This window comes from Pararhizobium sp. DWP1-1-3 (genome assembly GCF_049896125.1).
Classification (GTDB): domain Bacteria; phylum Pseudomonadota; class Alphaproteobacteria; order Rhizobiales; family Rhizobiaceae; genus Pararhizobium.
Genome location: NZ_JAFCTR010000001.1, coordinates 597,138 through 615,381, shown reverse-complemented (window position 1 = coordinate 615,381; position 18,244 = coordinate 597,138). Strand labels below are relative to the sequence as shown.

General features: G+C 61.7%; 14 protein-coding genes, 1 pseudogene and 1 riboswitch. Of the genes and pseudogenes, 5 read left to right on the top strand and 10 right to left on the bottom strand.

Annotation, left to right across the window (positions count from 1 at the left end; all coding sequences use genetic code 11):
• Nucleotides 1-76: 76 nt before the first annotated feature.
• The 5 genes and pseudogenes from cbiB to ACP7BS_RS03030 all read right to left on the bottom strand — a co-directional run.
• The gene (gene cbiB, locus ACP7BS_RS03050; protein WP_426236009.1) at nucleotides 77-1,060 is read right to left on the bottom strand and encodes an adenosylcobinamide-phosphate synthase CbiB; all 984 of its coding nucleotides are present in this window, start codon (nucleotides 1,058-1,060) and stop codon (nucleotides 77-79) included.
• Between the two features lie 12 nt (nucleotides 1,061-1,072).
• A complete protein-coding gene (cobD, locus tag ACP7BS_RS03045; protein ID WP_426236007.1) occupies nucleotides 1,073-2,077 on the bottom strand; it encodes a threonine-phosphate decarboxylase CobD in 1,005 nt (334 codons plus the stop codon).
• The gene (locus ACP7BS_RS03040) at nucleotides 2,074-3,378 is read right to left on the bottom strand and encodes a cobyrinate a,c-diamide synthase (protein ID WP_426236005.1); all 1,305 of its coding nucleotides are present in this window, start codon (nucleotides 3,376-3,378) and stop codon (nucleotides 2,074-2,076) included. Before ACP7BS_RS03040 ends, cobD begins: the two co-directional genes overlap by 4 nt.
• The gene (gene cobA, locus ACP7BS_RS03035) at nucleotides 3,375-4,217 is read right to left on the bottom strand and encodes a uroporphyrinogen-III C-methyltransferase (RefSeq protein ID WP_426227955.1); all 843 of its coding nucleotides are present in this window, start codon (nucleotides 4,215-4,217) and stop codon (nucleotides 3,375-3,377) included. The genes ACP7BS_RS03040 and cobA overlap by 4 nt, the downstream gene beginning before the upstream one ends.
• A 116-nt stretch (nucleotides 4,218-4,333) precedes the next feature.
• Nucleotides 4,334-4,729, bottom strand: a pseudogene (locus ACP7BS_RS03030) (cobalamin biosynthesis protein); the annotation flags it as partial.
• A gap of 539 nt (nucleotides 4,730-5,268) precedes the next feature.
• Here ACP7BS_RS03030 and ACP7BS_RS03025 point away from each other — a divergent pair.
• The 3 genes from ACP7BS_RS03025 to ACP7BS_RS03015 all read left to right on the top strand — a co-directional run bounded on the left by ACP7BS_RS03025 (nucleotide 5,269) and on the right by ACP7BS_RS03015 (nucleotide 6,663).
• Nucleotides 5,269-5,433: a hypothetical protein gene (locus ACP7BS_RS03025; RefSeq protein WP_426227954.1), complete on the top strand. Its 165-nt coding sequence runs from the start codon at nucleotides 5,269-5,271 to the stop codon at nucleotides 5,431-5,433.
• A gap of 57 nt (nucleotides 5,434-5,490) precedes the next feature.
• On the top strand, nucleotides 5,491-5,754 hold the full coding sequence (locus tag ACP7BS_RS03020; protein WP_113247803.1) for a DUF1488 domain-containing protein: 264 nt from the start codon (nucleotides 5,491-5,493) through the stop codon (nucleotides 5,752-5,754).
• A gap of 123 nt (nucleotides 5,755-5,877) precedes the next feature.
• Nucleotides 5,878-6,663: a TSUP family transporter gene (locus ACP7BS_RS03015; RefSeq protein WP_426236003.1), complete on the top strand. Its 786-nt coding sequence runs from the start codon at nucleotides 5,878-5,880 to the stop codon at nucleotides 6,661-6,663.
• Nucleotides 6,664-6,675: 12 nt separating this feature from the next.
• Here ACP7BS_RS03015 and cobO read toward each other — a convergent pair whose 3' ends face one another.
• From cobO to cobU, 4 genes are all read right to left on the bottom strand, one after another.
• Nucleotides 6,676-7,320, bottom strand: a complete 645-nt coding sequence (gene cobO / locus ACP7BS_RS03010) for a cob(I)yrinic acid a,c-diamide adenosyltransferase (protein WP_426236001.1) — start codon at nucleotides 7,318-7,320, stop codon at nucleotides 6,676-6,678.
• 48 nt (nucleotides 7,321-7,368) lie between these two features.
• Complete coding sequence (gene cobN, locus ACP7BS_RS03005; RefSeq protein WP_426235999.1) at nucleotides 7,369-11,538, bottom strand: cobaltochelatase subunit CobN; 4,170 nt, start codon at nucleotides 11,536-11,538, stop codon at nucleotides 7,369-7,371.
• Nucleotides 11,539-11,760: 222 nt separating this feature from the next.
• A complete protein-coding gene (gene cobW, locus ACP7BS_RS03000) occupies nucleotides 11,761-12,825 on the bottom strand; it encodes a cobalamin biosynthesis protein CobW (protein ID WP_426235997.1) in 1,065 nt (354 codons plus the stop codon).
• A gap of 3 nt (nucleotides 12,826-12,828) precedes the next feature.
• Nucleotides 12,829-13,353, bottom strand: coding sequence for a bifunctional adenosylcobinamide kinase/adenosylcobinamide-phosphate guanylyltransferase (gene cobU / locus ACP7BS_RS02995; protein ID WP_426235995.1), 525 nt, complete (start codon nucleotides 13,351-13,353; stop codon nucleotides 12,829-12,831).
• 174 nt (nucleotides 13,354-13,527) lie between these two features.
• Nucleotides 13,528-13,923: riboswitch (cobalamin riboswitch) on the bottom strand.
• Between the two features lie 241 nt (nucleotides 13,924-14,164).
• Between cobU and ACP7BS_RS02990 the strand changes: the two genes are divergently transcribed.
• A complete protein-coding gene (locus tag ACP7BS_RS02990) occupies nucleotides 14,165-15,955 on the top strand; it encodes a chloride channel protein (RefSeq protein WP_426236469.1) in 1,791 nt (596 codons plus the stop codon).
• Between the two features lie 14 nt (nucleotides 15,956-15,969).
• Here the strand turns inward: ACP7BS_RS02990 and ACP7BS_RS02985 are convergent, their stop codons facing one another.
• Complete coding sequence (locus ACP7BS_RS02985; RefSeq protein ID WP_426235993.1) at nucleotides 15,970-17,424, bottom strand: cobyric acid synthase; 1,455 nt, start codon at nucleotides 17,422-17,424, stop codon at nucleotides 15,970-15,972.
• Nucleotides 17,425-17,484: 60 nt separating this feature from the next.
• Here ACP7BS_RS02985 and ACP7BS_RS02980 point away from each other — a divergent pair, with 60 nt between their 5' ends.
• Nucleotides 17,485-17,814 carry a hypothetical protein gene (locus ACP7BS_RS02980; protein WP_426236492.1) on the top strand — a complete coding sequence of 110 codons (330 nt, stop codon included), beginning with the start codon at nucleotides 17,485-17,487 and terminating at the stop codon, nucleotides 17,812-17,814.
• The last annotated feature ends 430 nt before the right edge of the window (nucleotides 17,815-18,244 follow it).

The following is an 18,244-nucleotide window of genomic DNA, read 5'->3' as shown; positions in this document are numbered from 1 at the left end:
TGATAGACGTTTAAGACAATTGGAAAATTCTGCGTTAACGCGAACGCGTTCAATTTTTTCGAACCGAGTAAAAACTTTAAACTATACTGAAGAGAACCGCCACGATGGCCACCAAGACTACCAGTGATCCGCAAGCGCCGTAAAATATGGAGACGCCCGTCTCCACATCTGCGACCGTTGCCACTGCCCTGCCCGCTCCATTGATCATAGGTTCATTGACCAGTGCGCCCGCATAGATTCTGGGGCCTGCCAGTTGTACATCAAGGGCGCCGGCCATCGCAGCCTCCGGCCAGCCGGAATTAGGCGAGCGGTGCAGTCCATGGTCGCGCAATGCGACACCAAGCGCATTGCCGGCCGCGCGCCGCCCGGTGGTCAGGGTGGCACCGGCAGCAATCAGCAGGATCGACAGCCGCGCAGCCGGAACATTGGCGGCATCGTCGAGGCGGGCAGAAGCCCAGCCGAAATGGAGGTATTTCGGGGTCTTGTGGCCGATCATCGAATCGGCGGTGTTGAGCATCTTGTAGGCAATCAGGCCCGGCAGGCCGAGCAGCGCATACCAGAAGGCCGGAGCGACGACACCGTCGGAAAAATTCTCCGCCAGGCTTTCGATCGCCGCCCGGCAAACCGCCGGCTCGTCCAGGGTTTCCGGATCGCGTCCGACGATCATCGACACCGCCCTGCGGCCACCTTCCAGCCCGCCGGTGCGAAGACCGTTGGCCACCCGCGTCACATGATCGGCGAGGCTTTTCTGGGCCAGGAATACCGCAACGACGATCGTTTCAAGCAACCAGCCGAAAATGCCGATGTGCATGAACACCTTGTGCAGCAACCAGCCGCAAAACAGGCTCCACAGCAGCAATCCGGAAATGACCAGAACACCGCTGATCCGCAAGGCCTCTTCCCCCAGGCGCTTGCGGTTGAACGTCCGGTCGCACCAGCCGATCATCGCACCGAACAGCACCACCGGATGCGGCAGCCGGCGCCACAGCCGATCGGGATCGCCGACGATCCGGTCGAGCAGAAGGGCAGCGATCAGGACAAGCAGAATTCCGGTCGACATAGAAGGGTCCGTTCAGGCGAGGTGCGCGCTGCGCAAGGCATCCGCCAAACGTGTATCGCCTGCCGCATCGGGTGCAAGCCCAATCCTCAGCCAGGACGGCGCATAGGCGAATTTCCGCGTCAAAATCCACCCTCGGCAGAGATGCTCGTGCAGATCGGATGCCCGTTTGTGCTCGATCAGGGTGAAAAGCGGCGTGCCACCGGTGATCTTCAGCCCGGCCTGCCGCAAGACCGCTTCAAGACCTTGCTTGCGCGCCAGAATCAGCGACCGAACCGCCTGGGTGTCGCCGCGCATCAGTTCTGTCGCCATCACCAGGGCCGGTCCCGACACCGCCCAGGGGCCGAGCCATTCCTGGAAGGCCGAAAGAACCGGTTCTGCTGCGATGACAAAACCGAGCCGGAGCCCGGCCAGACCGAAAAATTTGCCAAAGGAGCGGAAGACGATGAGAGTGTCGTGACCGGCGGCCTGGGCTGCCACACTGAGCTGCGGCTCGGTATCGCCAAACGCTTCATCGACAAGCAGAAGGCCGCCATTGGCCTTCATACGCCGCGCCATATCGAGGATATCCGTTGGCGAGAAGGTCCGTCCGGTCGGATTGTTGGGATTGACCAGAACGGCCAGACCATGATCCGGCGTCAGTTGATCGGTCGCCGAGATTTCGTCGATTGCAAAACCGGAACCGGTAAAGGCTCGCGCATATTCGCCGTAAGTCGGTCCGAAAATGGCGATGCGCGTGCCCGGCGCGACAAGACGCGGCAAGAGCTGGATGACCGATTGAGTGCCGGGAACTGGAAGCGGCAGACTGTCATCGCTGCGATAGTAGCGTGCAGCCGCATTTCGCGCACTGTCCACCAAATGACGATCCGGCAGGCGGTGCCATGCCTGGGTCGGAACATCCGGCAACGCGACAGGATTGGGATTGATGCCGGTCGAGAGGTCCAGCCAGTCCTCGGGTCTGCCGCCGAACACCGCCGCAGCCTCGGTCACTCCACCACCGTGCACGATCGGCGCAGTCATGCGGAGCGAACCGTGTCGATGAGATGCATGAAGGAACCGGCCACCTGTCCGCGCCGCAACCCGGCAGGCCCGAGCAGTGTGCCTGCGGCATCGGCCGTATCGAACAGCCGGTCGGCAGCGCCCTCCGACAGGATCGTGGCATAGTGAAACTCATGCGCCATCATCGGACCATCAAAAAAAACGGCATCGAGCGGAGTGACCCTTCTATAGCCCAGATGCCGCTTGCGCTCGGCAAAACTGGTGGCGAGCGGCAGGAAACCGAGCATTCCGTAGCGCTTGCCATCGGCGGCGACAAGCCCCTCACCCAGCACCATGTACCCCCCGCATTCGCCGAAAATCCGCGCACCACGATCCCGCACCGTTGCCATGCCGGATTTGAACCGCCCGGCATCGGCCAGAAGCCCGGCGTGAAGCTCGGGATAGCCACCCGGTAGATAGACGGCATCGGCATCGGCAGCAGGCGCCTCGTCGGTGAGGGGCGAAAAGAATGTCAGCTCGGCACCGGCGCGCCGCCAGCCAGACAGCAGATGCTCGTAACAAAAGGCAAAGGCGACATCGCGGGCGATGGCGATTTTCTGGCCGAGCGGTTTCAAGGGCGGGACATCGCCTTGCGAACACGGGAACGGGCTCAACCGGGCAAGGGACAGGATTGCGTCCAGATCACAACCCTTTTCGACCTGCATTGCTGCGTGCTCGATGAAAGCATCCAGCGCACCGTGCTCCCCGGCCTGCACAAGGCCGAGATGGCGTTCCGGCAGCTTCATTGCAGCATCCTGCCGCAAGACGCCCAGCACCGGCATGCCGATCGCATGCAGCGCACCGCGCAGCATCGTTTCATGGCGGACGCTACCGACCTTGTTGAGAATGACGCCGGACACATGCACATCGTCGCGGTGCATGGCATAGCCGCGCACCAGCGCGCCAACCGATTGCGCCATACGGCCGCAATCGACCACCAGTATGACGGAAAGACCCAGCATCGCGGCGAGATCTGCGGGCGAGCCTGTGCCGTCGATCGCACCGTCATAGAGCCCCATCATCGCCTCGATGATCAGCGCCTCGCGGCCCGCAGTCGATAGGACTGCATTGGCGCGAAGCAGCTCCGGACGCATCGCCCACGGGTCATAGTTCAGGCAGATCTTGCCGCTCGCGGCTGTATGGAAAGCCGGGTCGATATAGTCCGGGCCAGCCTTGCCCGGTGCCAGCGGAATTCCACGGTTGCGCAAGGCTCGCATCACTCCGAGCGTCACCGTCGTCTTGCCGGAACCGGACGAAGGCGCCGCGATCAACAAACCGCTCATGCCGGGTCCTTGTAAGTCCGGCTCGACAGCGGATCGGCCGTCAGAACGCGGCCGTCGAGAGCGCCCAGCCAGTCGAGCGACGCCCGCAGGCGCACCACCTCGCCGACGACGACGATGGCCGGTGGTTCAAGCCCAGATGCGATGACATCGGCTTCGGCGCGCGACAGCGTCGTTTCCAAAACCGTCTGTTGCGGCGTCGCGGCATTGCAAACGAAGGCGACGGGTTCGTCCGGTGAGCGGCCGGCAGAAATGAGATTGGAAGCAATCTGGCCGATATGTTTCATCGCCATATACATGACGATCACCGGCGAGCCTTTGGCGATGCCTTCCCAGTGGATCCGGTCGGGAACCAAACCCGAGGAATCATGGCCGGTCAGAAACGTCACCGCGTGATTGACCTCCCGGTGCGTGACCGGAATGCCGGCATAGGCCAGCCCGCCGATACCTGCGGTAATGCCCGGCACGATCCTAAACGGAATGCCATGCTCGACCAGCATGAGCGCCTCCTCGCCGCCACGGCCGAAGACGAAGGGATCGCCGCCCTTTAGCCGCAATACGCGCTTGCCCTGCCGTGCCAGTTCGACCAGCCGCAGCGAAATATCGCGTTGTTTCGGCGATGGTTTGCCGCCGCGTTTTCCAGCAAATTCCAGTATGGCGCCCGGCTTGGCCAGGCTGAGGCAATCGGCGTTCACCAGCGCATCATGGACGATGATATCGGCCTGGCGCAGCGCATTGGCGGCATGCAGGGTCAACAGGCCGGGGTCGCCCGGACCCGCGCCGACCAGCCAGACCGAGCCTGGCGCCAGCTCGGGCAGGCCTGAAAACACAGCGTCGGTCATGGCGCTGGTCCCGATACTGTTGACATTTCCAGCGCTGATTCCAGATGTGAGGACGCGGAATCACTTTGCCAACGCCCGACGGCAACCTGCTGACTTGATTCGGCAAATTCTCCACGAGCAATGGCTGCTGTCGCATGGGCCGACTTGATCTTCGGAACGATTAGAACGCCAGATGTTCCTGTTGCGGCAAGGGCTGCCGCTTCCGCCACGCCGTGGCAGCCGGTCAAAGAAAAGACGATGTCAGACGGATTTTGCAGCCGCGAAGACTGCGCCTCCAGCGTTCCGGCATCAAAGACCACGAAGGGAACTGAAAAATGCGCCGCAGCCTCAATCATCGCCGGTTCCGCCTCACGGATATCCAGCGAAGCGATGCCAGTGAGCATGAGGCGATCGAGGCCAGCCGTTGCCAATGCTTTCTCGGCCAGCAATATCACCTCGCCGGAAGGTGTACCGCGCTCGCAGCCAAGGCCGAGAACGAGCGGCCTGCGGCCAGCCTTATCGCCGATATCCATATCCATCAAAGACACGGGCCTCCCAAGCCGCATGATCACAATGCGCCGGGGTCCTCGACAGCCAGAGGCTTCGAAGCGGTCTGGACAGCACCGGATGAAGCCCCCTGACTGGGTCAGCCGCACCGGACGCTCTTTCAGCCCACCGTGATGGGCACCGTCGCACGTTCCTCCTGTTTACCTGAGGCCACCTGCCGGGTCAAACCGGATTGCGCCATTCGCAGAGCAGGCCGCGTCATACAGACGATTATCCGCGACTTTGGAGGTCAATTGGGCCGATCCGCAACATCAACTCACTTAAACCTCATTTGCCCCATACGGCTGAAAACAGGTGCACATAAAATACGCACACGCCTGCGGCACCCCATTCCGCTTTGGAATTTTCTGAAGGTGATGAGCTCCATCTGCTCTCCTCACCGCGATACCGATGAAATTGAGTGATTGCACGAACCACGGGACATGTGCGTTCGGCGTGGCGGCATTTGACACAACACCATCGATCGTTCGCGGCCTGCCGCCGGTCCGATGCAGGAGGACTGCGCATGATGTTTTTCAAGCAAAAGCCGCTGATCAAGGTTCTCTCGGCAACCGCGCCCAAGCCGGTGCGCAATACGGCCGAGATCAAGATCAAGGCGACGAGGAAACCAGATAGCGACGGTCAACACCGCCGCATGCTGCGCACCGTCGAAGACAACCGCCTTCTGTGATCTAACGGCGCCGGCAGTCAATATGACGTATTTCAATTATCCAAGGCATATTCCTACATGGCATTGACGTTTCCGAACACCAGCCGCAGTTACGACGAAACTGCCAGACGCGTCCGCTTTCTCGGCCATGACGGCATGTTCGAGGTCAAATTCTTCGTCGAAATCGGCGCCCTTCCGAAGATCGTCTCGCGCGCGCCGAGCGAAGCCGATTGCCTTGCCGCCTTCGATGCGGCACGCAACGCGGTGCACGATATTGCCCGCAAGGCCTATGGGCGCGACCGTCGCGACAGCTACGTGCTGACCGAGGCACATTTCAAATAGGCACGAACCCGTCATGATTTTCAGGAAGGGCCAGCGTGGTCCTTTCTGCGGCCTTTGCATTTCCGGCAAAGCTCTGACACACAGTGGCTGAATTCCATCCGCTCCGACTGTCCGAGTCTCCCCGTGCACGATCTTGCTCCCCATCTCCTCGCCTTCCTGTTTATCGCCGCATTTCTCGCCGGTTTCATCGATTCCATCGCCGGTGGCGGCGGCATGATCACCATACCGGCGATGCTGATCGCTGGCATCCCGCCGCTCGAAACGCTCGGCACCAACAAGCTGCAGTCGCTGTTCGGATCGGGCTCCGCCAGCATCGCCTATGCGCGACGTGGCCATGTCAACCTTGTCGATCAATTGCCGATGGCGGCGCTTGCCGTGATTGGCGGTGGGCTGGGCGCAGCGCTGGCGACGATCGTTCCCGGCGACGTTCTCAAGACGGTGCTGCCGTTCTTCCTGATCGCCATCGCGCTCTATTTCGGCCTCAAGCCGAACATCAGCGACACCGATCAGACGCGCCGGATGACACCATTTCTCTTTGGCTTGATCTTCGTTCCGCTGATCGGCTTTTACGATGGCGTCTTCGGCCCGGGCACGGGTTCTTTCTTCATGCTGGGTTTTGTGACACTGGCCGGTTTCGGCGTCTTGAAGGCGACGGCGCACACGAAATTCCTGAATTTCGGCTCGAATGTCGGCGGCTTCATCGTGTTCGGGCTGTACGGCGTGATCCTTTGGAAGGTCGGCCTTGTGATGGGCGTCGGCCAATTTGCCGGCGCGCAGGTCGGCTCACGCTTTGCGATGAAGAACGGCGCCAAGATCATCAAGCCGCTTCTGGTCGTCACCTGCATCGCGCTGGCGATCAAGCTCCTGGCAGATCCGGGCCACCCGGTCCGGATCTGGCTTGGCTGGTAACAGCAGCGCCCCCTAGAATTCGACGCCGACCTGCGCCTTGATGCCGGAGCGGAAGGGATGCTTGATCAGCTCCATTTCGGTGACGAGGTCGGCAGCCTCGATCAATTCTTCCTTGGCGTTGCGGCCGGTCAGCACGACGTGGGTCATGTGCGGCTTTTCTTCCTTCAGGAACCGCACCACTTCGGCAACATCGATATAGTCATAGCGCAGCGCGATATTGATCTCGTCGAGTAGAACCATGGAATTGCGTTCGTCGCGGATCAGTTCCTTGGCCTTCTCCCAGGCTTTTTGCGCCATTGCGATATCGCGCGAACGGTCCTGCGTTTCCCAGGTAAAACCTTCGCCCAGCGTGTAGAACTGGCAGACATCGCCAAAATGCTTCTCGATCAGGTCGCGCTCGCCGGTTTCCCAGGCGCCCTTGATGAACTGCACGACGGCCGATGGCATGCCATGGGCGATGTGGCGGAAGATCATCCCGAAACCGGCCGTCGACTTGCCCTTGCCCTTGCCTGTGTTGACGATGATGAGACCCTTCTGGTCCGTCTTCGTCGCCATGATCTTTTCGCGGGCTGTCTTCTTCTTCGCCATCTTCATGGCATGGCGCGCCTCATCGTGGATGGGGCCGGTCTCGGTTGCCTGTACGTCGTCTTCACTCATGGTGTGTCCTCTCCGAATTCGTTTGTTTTTGTCATTGGCGAAGCGCCGCTATTCGGCCGCCGTCGAAAGCCCCTGCAACTCGAACCGGGCGGAGTTGGAGCGCGGCGACCAGAGGCCGCGGTCGATCGCCTCCATCAGCTTGTCGGTCATTTCGCGCAGAGCGTCCGGGTTCTTGTCTTCCATGAACCGGCGGACGCGCTCATCCATCACATAGGCCTGGTAAACGGCCTCAAAATGGTGGCTGCGCACGGCGCCGGTGGTTGCCGCGAAGGCAAACATGTAATCGACCGTGGCGGCGATCTCGAAGGCGCCCTTGTAGCCGTGGCGCATGACGCCCTCGATCCATTTCGGATTGACGACGCGGCCGCGCACCACCCGGCCGATCTCTTCTTCCAGCGAGCGGATCACCGGCTTCTCCGGGCGCGAATGGTCGTTGTGATAGATCACCGGCCGCGTGCCGGCCATCTGCTCGACGGCCAGGCTCATGCCGCCTTCGAACTGGTAATAGTCGTCGCTGTCGAGCAGGTCGTGCTCGCGGTTGTCCTGGTTCTGGACGACGGCTTCGACGGTCTTCAACTGCGCTTCCAGAAGTCCGCGCTCCGCCTTGCCGTCCTCGCCGGCGCCATAGGCGTAGCTTCCCCAGGTGAGATAGGCATCGGCAAGATCGGCGCGATTATCCCAGCCGCCCTCTTCCATCAGCGCCTGCAACCCGGCCCCATAGGCGCCGGGCTTGGCCCCAAAGACACGGTAGGACGCCCGCCGTGACGCGTCCTTTGAGGGAACGCCGGCAGCCTCCAGCCGCTTGGTTTCCGCGCGCATGCGGGCGGCAATCATGTTGTCGGCGTCATCCTCTTCGAGCCCGCCAACCGCGCGGATCGCCGTATCGAACAGGGCGATCTGCTCGGGAAAGGCGTCGCGGAAAAACCCGGAAATCCGCAAGGTGACATCGACGCGCGGACGGCCAAGCATGGCCAGCGGCACGATCTCGTAGCCGGTAACGCGCCGCGACATCATATCCCAGACCGGCTTGGTGCCGATCAGGGCCATCGCCTGGGCGATATCGTCGCCGCCCGTGCGCATGTTCGACGTGCCCCAGGCGGTGAGCCCGAAGGATGTCGGCCAGTCGCCATGATCCTGCAGATAGCGGCGGATCAACAACTCCGCCGATTTCTTGCCGAGCTCGAACGCCGCCGCCGTCGGAACGGCGCGGCTGTCGACCGAATAGAAATTGCGCCCCGTCGGCAACACATCCGGCCGCCCGCGCGTCGGAGCACCGGAAGGGCCAGGCGCAACGAAACGGCCGTCGAGACCGGTCATCAAGGCGGCGATTTCGGCGGGGCCGGATTGGGTGATCGAGGGTTTGAGGCGGGCTTCGATCTCGTGCAGAACGGCGAGAGTGGCAGCCCAGCCGTCAGGGCACTGCAATTCGCCCGAGACGAACCTAGCGGCCAGCAGTTCGATGCGCTCGACGGTGTCTCCGGCGGTGCGCCATGGGGCGTCCGAGACTTCGGCAAGGATGGCCGGCTTGGGGCCAAGCCAACCATCTGAGAGGACGCAGTCGAGCGGGTCAAAAGAAAAGAACCCCTCCCCAACCCCTCCCCACAAGGGGGAGGGACTAATCTGCGGCTCGCCCGTCTGCCCATCTCCAACCTTTGCAGCCGTAGCAACCCCAATGTCTTGAACAGTGGGTCTATGGGGGTCGGAAACGCGCGCTGGGTTAAGCCCCTCCCCCTTGTGGGGAGGGGTTGGGGAGGGGGTTCCCCGAAAAGCATCCGCCGCGATCGCCCGCTGCAGGCTCTGGTCCCCGCCCTCGCTCTGCCCGCGTGGCACGCGGGCCAGGGCAACCGTCAGATCCGTCAGCAAGCGGCCTTCCGGTGCCACGCCAAAGACATGCAGGCCATCGCGGATCTGCAGTTCCTTGAGGTCGCAGAGATAGGCATCGAGCTTTTCAAGCGCCTTGTCCTCGCCGTCCGTACCGGCAATGCCGGCATCATGATCGAGGCCGATATCGCGCACCAGTTCGAGGATCTGCTTGCTGAGCAGCCTGAGACGCCGCGGATCGCCGCCTGCCGCGTCATAATATTCGTCGACCAGCGCTTCCAGGTCTTTCAGCGGACCATAGGATTCGGCCCGCGTCAGCGGCGGCGTCAGATGATCGATGATGACGGCGCTGGTGCGGCGCTTGGCCTGTGTGCCTTCGCCCGGGTCATTGACGATGAACGGATAGAGATGCGGCATCGGGCCGAACACCGCTTCCGGATAACAGGTTTCCGACAGCGCCAGCGACTTGCCCGGCAGCCATTCGAGATTGCCGTGTTTGCCCATATGGACAATGGCATGGGCACCGTATTCACGGCGGAGATACGCGTAGAAGGCCAGATAACCATGCGGCGGCACGAGGTCCGGCGAATGGTAGGTTTCCTTCGGATCGATATTATAGCCACGTGCCGGCTGGATGCCGACCAGCGTTTTTCCAAAGCGCGTCAGCGGCAGGGCGAAGCAGCTGTCCCGGAAGAATGGATCGTTCTGCGGTTCGCCCCATCGGCCGGTCACCTCAGCCTGAATCTGAACAGGAAGAGATGCAAAGAAAGCGTCGTATTGATTCAGTGAAAGCGTTTCGCGAATCTCGCAATCCGCCCGCGCCGAATTGGTCGGACCGTCCATCAGATGCCGGATCAGCGCATCGCCATCGGCGGGGATGGAATCGATGCCGTAGCCGGCGGCCGCCATCGCCTTCATCACTTCGATCGTACCGGCCGGCGTATCGAGGCCGACGCCATTGCCGAGCCGCCCGTCGCGGTTGGGATAGTTCGCCATGATGATCGCCACACGGCGCTCAGCCGGCGCGGCCTGACGCAACCTCGCCCAGTTGGCTGCCAGCTTGGCGGCAAAGGCGACCCGGTCGGCCAGCGGTTCATGGCCGACAATATTGGCCTCGACATCGGTGTCATAGACTGCCGCCGCCTTGAACGAGACGGCCCGCGACAGGATACGGCCATCGACCTCAGGCAGCGCCACGTTCATCGCCAGGTCGCGCGCCATCAGGCCCTGCGGCGAGGCTTCCCATGCTGATCGTGACGAGCCGGAAAAAATCACCTGAAGGACCGGCGCATCGGAAAATTCAAGCACGGTCGGCTTGCGGTCGGCGCCGGGAGCGGAAACAGCAAACCCCGTCGCATTCATCACCACGGTAGGCGGCACCTCGCCGAAGATCGCCTGGAGCGTACCGATCGACACGGCATCCTTGAGGCTGGACACGAACACCGGCAGCACCGTCAACCCTTCGGCGGTCAGCGCCTCGATCAAGGCTTCGACAGGTTTTGTTTCGCCGCTTTGGACCAACGCCCGGTAGAAGCAGAGGGCAACGGTCGGGGGTTCGAGCCCCTCTCCCGCTACCACCGTCGAATGGGATGGGATGCTCTTGTTTCTCGGAGGCATACCCCCCTCTGCCCTGTCGGGCATCTCCCCCTCAAGGGGGGAGATCGCTGGAGCACGCTCCCGCATTCCCACATCAGGTTCCGCAATCTCAAATTCCGCTTGGGATTGGCGTGTAAGCCGCGCGTTGATCTCCCCCCTTGAGGGGGAGATGTCAGCAGAGCTGACAGAGGGGGGTATCTCGCCGAAAGCACTAAACCCAACAGCCTTTTTCCAAGCCTCGACCCCGATCACACCCTGCCCCGGCCACCAGATCCCCGCCTTCATCAGCGGTGCTGCCGATTCCGGTTTTTCCGCGCCGTCGATCAGCGCCTCGGCATAGCGCAGCAGCCGCGCCATATTGTCGGCGCCGCCTTCGGTGAAATAGGCCCACATGCGGTTGCGGTCTTCAGCGGAAACGGTCGAAAAAGGCTCCAGCCCCGGATCGGGCTTGTCGCAGCCCGGCAGCACGGCAATCTGGAATTTATGGGTGACGGCGGCTGCATGCAGCGCCTCCAGCACATAGTGGAAATAGCTGGCGCCGCCGAGCGGGCGAACGATGATCAGCCTGGCATGCCGGGCGGTGCGGTCGACATAGGTATCGACCGACATCGGGTGCTTGAGCGTCAGAAGGCTTGCCACCCGCAGGCTCGACTTTCCTCCACGCGTGCGATGCGCGCCAGCAATCGACGAAAGCTCGGTATCGGCTGCCGACAGGAACAGGATATCGGCCGGCGACTGGCCGAGATCGATCGCCTCCTCGCCGTCGGTAATCGTGCCTTTCTGGGCTAGGAGGAGATGCATGTTACCTCCTTGAGACTGGGCAAAGTCCCCTCCCCAACCCCTCCCCACAAGGGGGCGGGGCTTATCTGCCGAACCCTTATGCCAAACCCGGTAACCTCATCCAAGAAGCGTACTCCGAACGGCTCAAACAGCCACGAAAGGCGCGGCAAACGCAGTCCAAGCCCCTCCCCCTTGTGGGGAGGGGTTGGGGAGGGGTTATGGTCTCGCCCGGTCAAAGCGCCCTCAAACCGCCGCAGCGATCGCGGCACGCACGGCGGCTTCATCCATGTCGTGCAGGCCGATGACGACCAGGCGCGTGCGGCGCACTTCGCCGGCAGCCCAGGGGCGGTCGAAATACTGGTCGATGCGGGCGCCGACGCCCTGGATCAGCAGACGCATCGGCTTGCCGGGAATGTCCGCAAACCCCTTCAGGCGCAGCACGTCATGCTCGGCAATGATCGGCTTCAGCTTTTCGATGAAAGCGGCCGGATCCGCAATCGAACCCAGTTCGACGACGAAGCTGTCGAATTCGTCATGGCTGTGCTCTTCACCGGCCTCGTGCTCCATCTCGTGATGGGACCTGCGGTTGGCGATGTCGCTTTCGGTGCCGACGCCGAGGCCGAGCAGGACGGCGGCGGAAACCTCGCCGTTCTTCGCCTCGATCATCGTCGGCTTGCGGCTGGTGCGCGAAGAGACCTCGTTGCGGACAAAGGCAAGGCCGGTCGAATCGAGCAGGTCGGTTTTGTTGAGAATGATCAGGTCGGCAGCGGTCAGCTGGTCTTCGAACAGTTCCTCGATCGGGCTTTCGTGATCGAGATTGTCGTCGTTGACGCGCAGCGCATCGACCTTGTCATGATCGTCGGCAAAGCGTCCGGCAGCGACGGCGGCACTGTCTACGACGGTGATGACGCCATCGACGGTCACCTGCGTGCGGATATCCGGCCAGTTGAAGGCGGCGATCAGCGGCTGTGGCAGCGCCAGACCGGACGTTTCGATGATGATATGGTCGGGGCGGTTTTCGCGCTCGAGCAGCTTCGTCATCGTCGGGATGAAATCGTCGGCGACGGTGCAGCAGATGCAGCCATTGGTCAGCTCGATGATATCGTCCTCGCTGCAGGCTTCGGCGCCGCAGCCCTTCAAGACGTCGCCATCGACGCCGAGATCGCCGAATTCGTTGATGATCAGCGCGATGCGCCGGCCGCCGGCATTTTGCAGGATGTTACGGATCATCGTCGTCTTGCCGGCACCGAGAAAGCCGGTGATGACGGTCGCCGGGATCTTGCCGTGGGCGGCCTTTTCAATAGTCATGGATCAACCCTTCATTTTCAGCGGCAATCCAGCCGCGATAAAATAGACGTCTGCGGATATCTCCGCAATGATCTGGTGCAGCCGGCCGGCATGGTCGCGAAAATCGCGCGCCATCCGGTTCTCCGGCACGATGCCCAGCCCGACTTCGTTCGAAACGAAGACCAGCTTGGCCTTGGCCTGCGGCACATAGGCCGCAAGCCGTTCAAATTCCGCCGCGATATCCCGATGTTCCATCATCAGATTGGTGACCCAGAGCGTCAGGCAATCGATTAGAACGATGCGATCAGGCGCATCGATCGCCTTCAGGCAGCCGGCAAGGTCGAGTGGTTCCTCATGGGTCTGCCAATCGGCGCCGCGGCGATCGCGATGCTCACTAATTCTTGCCTGCATATCGCCGTCCCAGGCCCTTCCGGTCGCGACGTAATGGATGCGCAGACCCGACGCCGTCACGAGTTTTTCGGCGAAAGCGGATTTGCCGGAACGGGCGCCGCCCAGAACCAGCACGCTGCCTGACAGTATCGATGTCATGAAAAGATCCTGGCCTCAGCGCGCGCCGGAAAGGACAGGAACCCTTGGGTCACGCAAAGCGGCATTCGCGGCAACGCGAAACAGGCCGTTCCGGGAACGGGATAATAAAGCCATGACAACCTCCGTGCTGGCATCGGGAGTATCTCTCCCTGGATTGGGCGAGCCCTATCGAAGACGGGGCCCTTGAGGATGGCAGGTCTCCTGGCTCACGGCGCCACGCCCCAAAAGGGACGAACGGGCCCGCCTCGCCTTCCCGGAGTTTTTGCGCCAGATTGCGTCACCGCAATCGACTGATATCACGAAGAGGCGGACGATTCGTAGATTTAGAGGCGTCCGGCCCCGGCAGATCGTGATGCTACTCCAGTGGCTTTTCCGGTTGGGCCGATCCTTACCGCTGCCGCGAATGCGGACAGTCCGGAAACATCGGCTTTCCCGGATGGCGAACCCTGACCGTTCTACAGTCGCGGGGTCGGCTGCGATAAGGACGCCCGGTCTGGGTCCGGCCCGTCGCATTCCCATTTACTCCCAACATGCAACGGCATATCGGGAACCATCCAATGACCGATGATTAGGCGCTCGCCTGGATCAAGTCAATTGCGGCACTCTCTCGCCGCCATGGTTTGGCGCGGCCTCGGCAAGACTAAGCTTGATCTCCCAGACCATGCCTTCTAGAGCAATTCCAGCGGAAGTGCGCAGCGGTTTTGCGTCCGAAATTGCGTAGAAAAAAAGACAGGCGGTTTTCGCAATTCGAAGAAAAGCGGAAATGCCCACGACGGCGCAGAGACAGGATGGCCAGGCAATGAAGCTGAAGATGATTCCGAAACTTAACCTGCGGCGGCTCGGCTATCTCTCGCTGCTTTTCGATCTCGGGCGGATGCGGGCCTTTGCGCGGCGGAGCGAACTCGGCCTGGTCGTCGCGGGCATGATCGTCGGTGTAACGTCGGGTCTTGCCGTCACCGCGATGAGCATCATATCGAGCCGCCTGCACAGCCTGATCTTCGGCATTGCCGATGACGAAAGGCTGAGTTCCAGCAATCTGCAGGGCGAAATTTCCGTATTGATCGCGCCGGTGGCCGGTGGGATCATTCTCGGCCTGGTGATGATGCTTCTGGCATCCTGGCGCAAGAAGCCGATGGTCGATCCGATCGAGGCCAACGCCCTGCATGGCGGCCGTCTCTCGCTCACCGACAGCATCGTCGTCGCGATACAGAACCTGATCTCCAACGGCTTTGGTGCCTCCGTCGGGCTTGAGGCCGGTTACACGCAGCTGGCGTCCGGCATCGCCTCCAAGCTCGGCATCTCGCTGCAGCTTCGCCGCTCGGATCTGCGCACCCTGGTCGGTTGCGGCGCTGCCGGCGCCATTGCCGCCGCGTTCAATGCGCCGCTGACCGGTGCCTTCTATGCCTTCGAGCTGATCATCGGCACCTATACGATCGTGTCGCTGACGCCGGTGGTCGTTTCCGCCCTGATCGCCAATCTCGTGGCCCGATGGCTGTATGCGGGCGATTTCACCATCGATGTCGGCCAGTTCGGCGCCGTCGTTCCGGCCGACTATCTGCCGGCATTGCTGCTCGGCTGCTTCTGCGCTGCCATGGGCATCCTCTTGATGAAGGGCGTCTCGCTCATCGAGGGGCTTGCCCGACGCAGTTTTATCCCCGCTCCCGCGCGCCCGGCGCTCGGCGGCATCGTCGTCGGCCTTTTGGCACTGGTGTCGCCCCAGGTGCTCTCGGCCGGTCACGGTGCCCTGCATCTCAATCTCGCCAGTTCGCCGGCAATCCCGATGCTGATCGGCCTGTTCCTGATGAAATCCCTCGCCTCGGCGGTCTCCATCGGTTCCGGCTTTCGCGGCGGCCTGTTCTTTGCGTCGCTGTTCATGGGCGCGCTGCTCGGCAAGCTGTTTGCCTTTTCCGCGCCCTACGTCTTTGCCCAGGCAACGCTGACGCCGGTCATCTATGCGGTCGTCGGCATGAGTTCGCTTGCGGTTGCCATCATCGGCGGACCGTTGACGATGACGTTCCTGGCGCTGGAAATCACCGGCGACTTCCCCATCACCGTCCTTGTTCTGGCAGCCGTGATCACCTCCTCGCTCGTTGTGCGCACCACCTTCGGCTACTCGTTCGCCACCTGGCGCTTTCACCTGCGCGGTGAGAGCATCCGCAGTGCTCATGATGTTGGCTGGATCCGGAACCTCACCGTCGGCCGCCTGATGCGTACCGACGTTCGTACGATCGATGCGCAGGCAACGCTGGAGGATTTCCGGAGAGATTTTCCGCTTGGATCGACACAACGGGTCGTCGTCGTCGATGGCGCAAAATATGCCGGCATCATCCAGGTGCCGGAAGTCTATGCCAGCCCCATCGAGGCCAGCGAGGAAAAGCAAGACCTTTCCGGCTTCATCCGCCTTCCCAACGATTTCCTGCAGCCGAACATGAACGCCAAGCAGGCAGCCGCCTTGTTCGACACCACGGAGAGCGATGGGCTGGCCGTGGTCAACAATCTCATCGAACGGCGCGTCGTCGGCCTGTTGACGGAAAGCCATACGCTGCGCCGTTACAGCGAAGAGCTTGACCGCAGACGCCGCGAGGCATCCGGAGAAATCTGAAGGGTTCGCCCCGCTCAGGACATCAGGCTGTCGAGCCATCGCGGCTCAAGCACCGCTTCCAGCTCGGCTGCGACATCGTCGAGCGCACGGTCAACCGAGATGCGGTAGTTTTCGCCGCCGCCTTCGATGCCGAAACTTTTGAGCAGTGCCGAACGATAGGCGTCGCTGGCAAACAGGCCGTGCAGATAGGTACCGCTGACCATGCCGTTGGCCGACACCGCCCCGTCTGCCCGGCCGTCGATAATCACCGCCGGGCGGGCGCAATCGGGACCCGTTGTACGGCCGAGGTGGATTTCGTAACCCTCCAGCGCAACATCGTAGATCGCCGAGCGGGCGCTGCTGTTACGCACCGTCTTTTCCGCCGCCATCTCCGTTTCGACTGCGAGCAAGCCAAGTCCCTCGATCTCACTGATATTGCCCTCGATGCCGTGCGGATCGGTGACGCGCGCTCCGAGCATCTGAAAGCCGCCGCAGATACCGATGACACGGCCGCCGCGCCGCACATGTGCCTGCAGATCATGGTCCCATCCTTGCGCGCGAAAATCGGCGAGATCGGCGATCGTCGCCTTCGATCCCGGGATCACCACCAGACCGGCGTCAGCGGGAATGCGCTCGCCGGCCCGAACAAAAACGAGATCGACCTCGGGTTCGGCAGCCAGAGGATCAAGATCGTCGAAATTGGCGATGCGCGACAGAACCGGCACGGCGACCTTGAGCGCCCTGCCCGTGCCTCGCGCCAGCTTTTCCAGAACCACGGAATCTTCGGCCGGCAGACGGGCAGCACTTTTCAGCCAGGGCACGACGCCGAGACAAGGCCAGCCGGTAAAGCCGTTCACCGCTGCGATCCCATCGTCAAACAGCGACACGTCACCACGGAACTTGTTGATGATGTAGCCGCTGATCATCGCGCGGTCTTCGCCGGACAAAATGGTGTGAGTGCCAACTAGCGACGCGATAACGCCGCCGCGATCGATGTCACCGATCAGGACCACGGGCACATTGGCGCGCGTGGCAAAGCCCATATTGGCGATATCGCCGGCACGCAGGTTGATTTCGGCCGGTGACCCCGCCCCTTCGACGACGACCAGATCGACGCCGGACCGGACGATCTCGAAACTGTCCATGACGGCGCCCATCAGCTTCGGCTTCAAGGCCTGATAATCGCGCCCTCTCGCCTGCCCCGCCACCTTGCCCTGGACGATGATCTGGCTGCCGGTCTCGGACTGTGGCTTCAGCAGAACTGGGTTCATATGCACCGATGATGGGATGCGTGCCGCCATCGATTGCAGCCATTGAGCCCGGCCGATCTCGCCGCCATCGTCGGAGACTGCCGCGTTGTTGGACATGTTCTGCGGCTTGAACGGAGCGACCTTCAGGCCGCGATTGGCAGCGATGCGGCAGAGCCCCGCCACGAGTACCGTTTTTCCGACATCGGAGCCGGTTCCCTGAAGCATGATCGTCTTTGTCATGGCGCCTGATCTAGCATTGCATCCACCGCAAGAAAAGCCATATTCCGCCGCATTTCCGCCGTGTTTGATGCCGGTTTTTCACGCGATATTTCAAGCTGCTGCGAGGCTTGTGCGGCACGGATGTCGAACTGTCCAAAAAGCGACATCGCGTGGCAAAAATACTCGTTGTATTCGGCGAAAACGGGCTTATATCAGCACCATCAAAGCACGGAGCGAAAGACGCTCCACACCCAAGGTCAAACCCCGATGTTGTTCATCTTCAGCAAGCCAAATTTCGTTCAGATCGCCTGGAACTCGAAGGTTCCCGACAGCCAGTCGCGTGTGCGCAACACGGTCATGTCCGCGCCTTTCGGTCCGCTTGGCTTCATCCGCACACGCAGCGTCGGCTGAAACCCCTCTCCCAGACTGACACTTCGAACCGCGCCCTTGTTTGAATGGCGCGGTTTTTTTTGTGCCTGGCCACGGATAACGATATCTCAGAAACGCGAAAACCGCACCCGTTCCTTGCGGAACCGTGCGGTCTGCCAAAGCTACACATGGCCGCTCCGGCATACACCCGGAGATCGCTCCGGCCGGGACGCAAAACCTGATCCAGCCGGGCGGCCAAGTATCCCCCGCCGCAGGAAAACAATTAGCCTGACAGTGTTACCGGATGGTTAGTGAGAGATTAACCAAAGATGAATTGCGTGTTTTTTTCACTTTTTTTCGTGCCGGATGAAAATCAATGTGAAGGCGCATACGGAACACAATTTGTCTGCGATAAAACACGCTCTGCAACTCTTGTGTGAAGCAGTGCTAATTTTGCGCCAAAGAGGGGCGC

Bases quoted from the DNA above. Each gene is read 5' to 3' on its own strand.
- ACP7BS_RS02990 (WP_426236469.1), top strand. From the start codon at position 14,165: ATGATTCCGAAACTTAACCTGCGGCGGCTCGGCTATCTCTCGCTGCTT.
- ACP7BS_RS02985 (WP_426235993.1), bottom strand. From the start codon at position 17,424: ATGACAAAGACGATCATGCTTCAGGGAACCGGCTCCGATGTCGGAAAA.
- cobN (WP_426235999.1), bottom strand. From the start codon at position 11,538: ATGCATCTCCTCCTAGCCCAGAAAGGCACGATTACCGACGGCGAGGAG.
- cobD (WP_426236007.1), bottom strand. From the start codon at position 2,077: ATGACTGCGCCGATCGTGCACGGTGGTGGAGTGACCGAGGCTGCGGCG.
- ACP7BS_RS03040 (WP_426236005.1), bottom strand. From the start codon at position 3,378: ATGAGCGGTTTGTTGATCGCGGCGCCTTCGTCCGGTTCCGGCAAGACG.
- cobW (WP_426235997.1), bottom strand. From the start codon at position 12,825: ATGACTATTGAAAAGGCCGCCCACGGCAAGATCCCGGCGACCGTCATC.
- cobU (WP_426235995.1), bottom strand. From the start codon at position 13,353: ATGACATCGATACTGTCAGGCAGCGTGCTGGTTCTGGGCGGCGCCCGT.
- cbiB (WP_426236009.1), bottom strand. From the start codon at position 1,060: ATGTCGACCGGAATTCTGCTTGTCCTGATCGCTGCCCTTCTGCTCGAC.
- ACP7BS_RS03025 (WP_426227954.1), top strand. From the start codon at position 5,269: ATGATGTTTTTCAAGCAAAAGCCGCTGATCAAGGTTCTCTCGGCAACC.
- cobO (WP_426236001.1), bottom strand. From the start codon at position 7,320: ATGAGTGAAGACGACGTACAGGCAACCGAGACCGGCCCCATCCACGAT.
- ACP7BS_RS03020 (WP_113247803.1), top strand. From the start codon at position 5,491: ATGGCATTGACGTTTCCGAACACCAGCCGCAGTTACGACGAAACTGCC.
- cobA (WP_426227955.1), bottom strand. From the start codon at position 4,217: ATGACCGACGCTGTGTTTTCAGGCCTGCCCGAGCTGGCGCCAGGCTCG.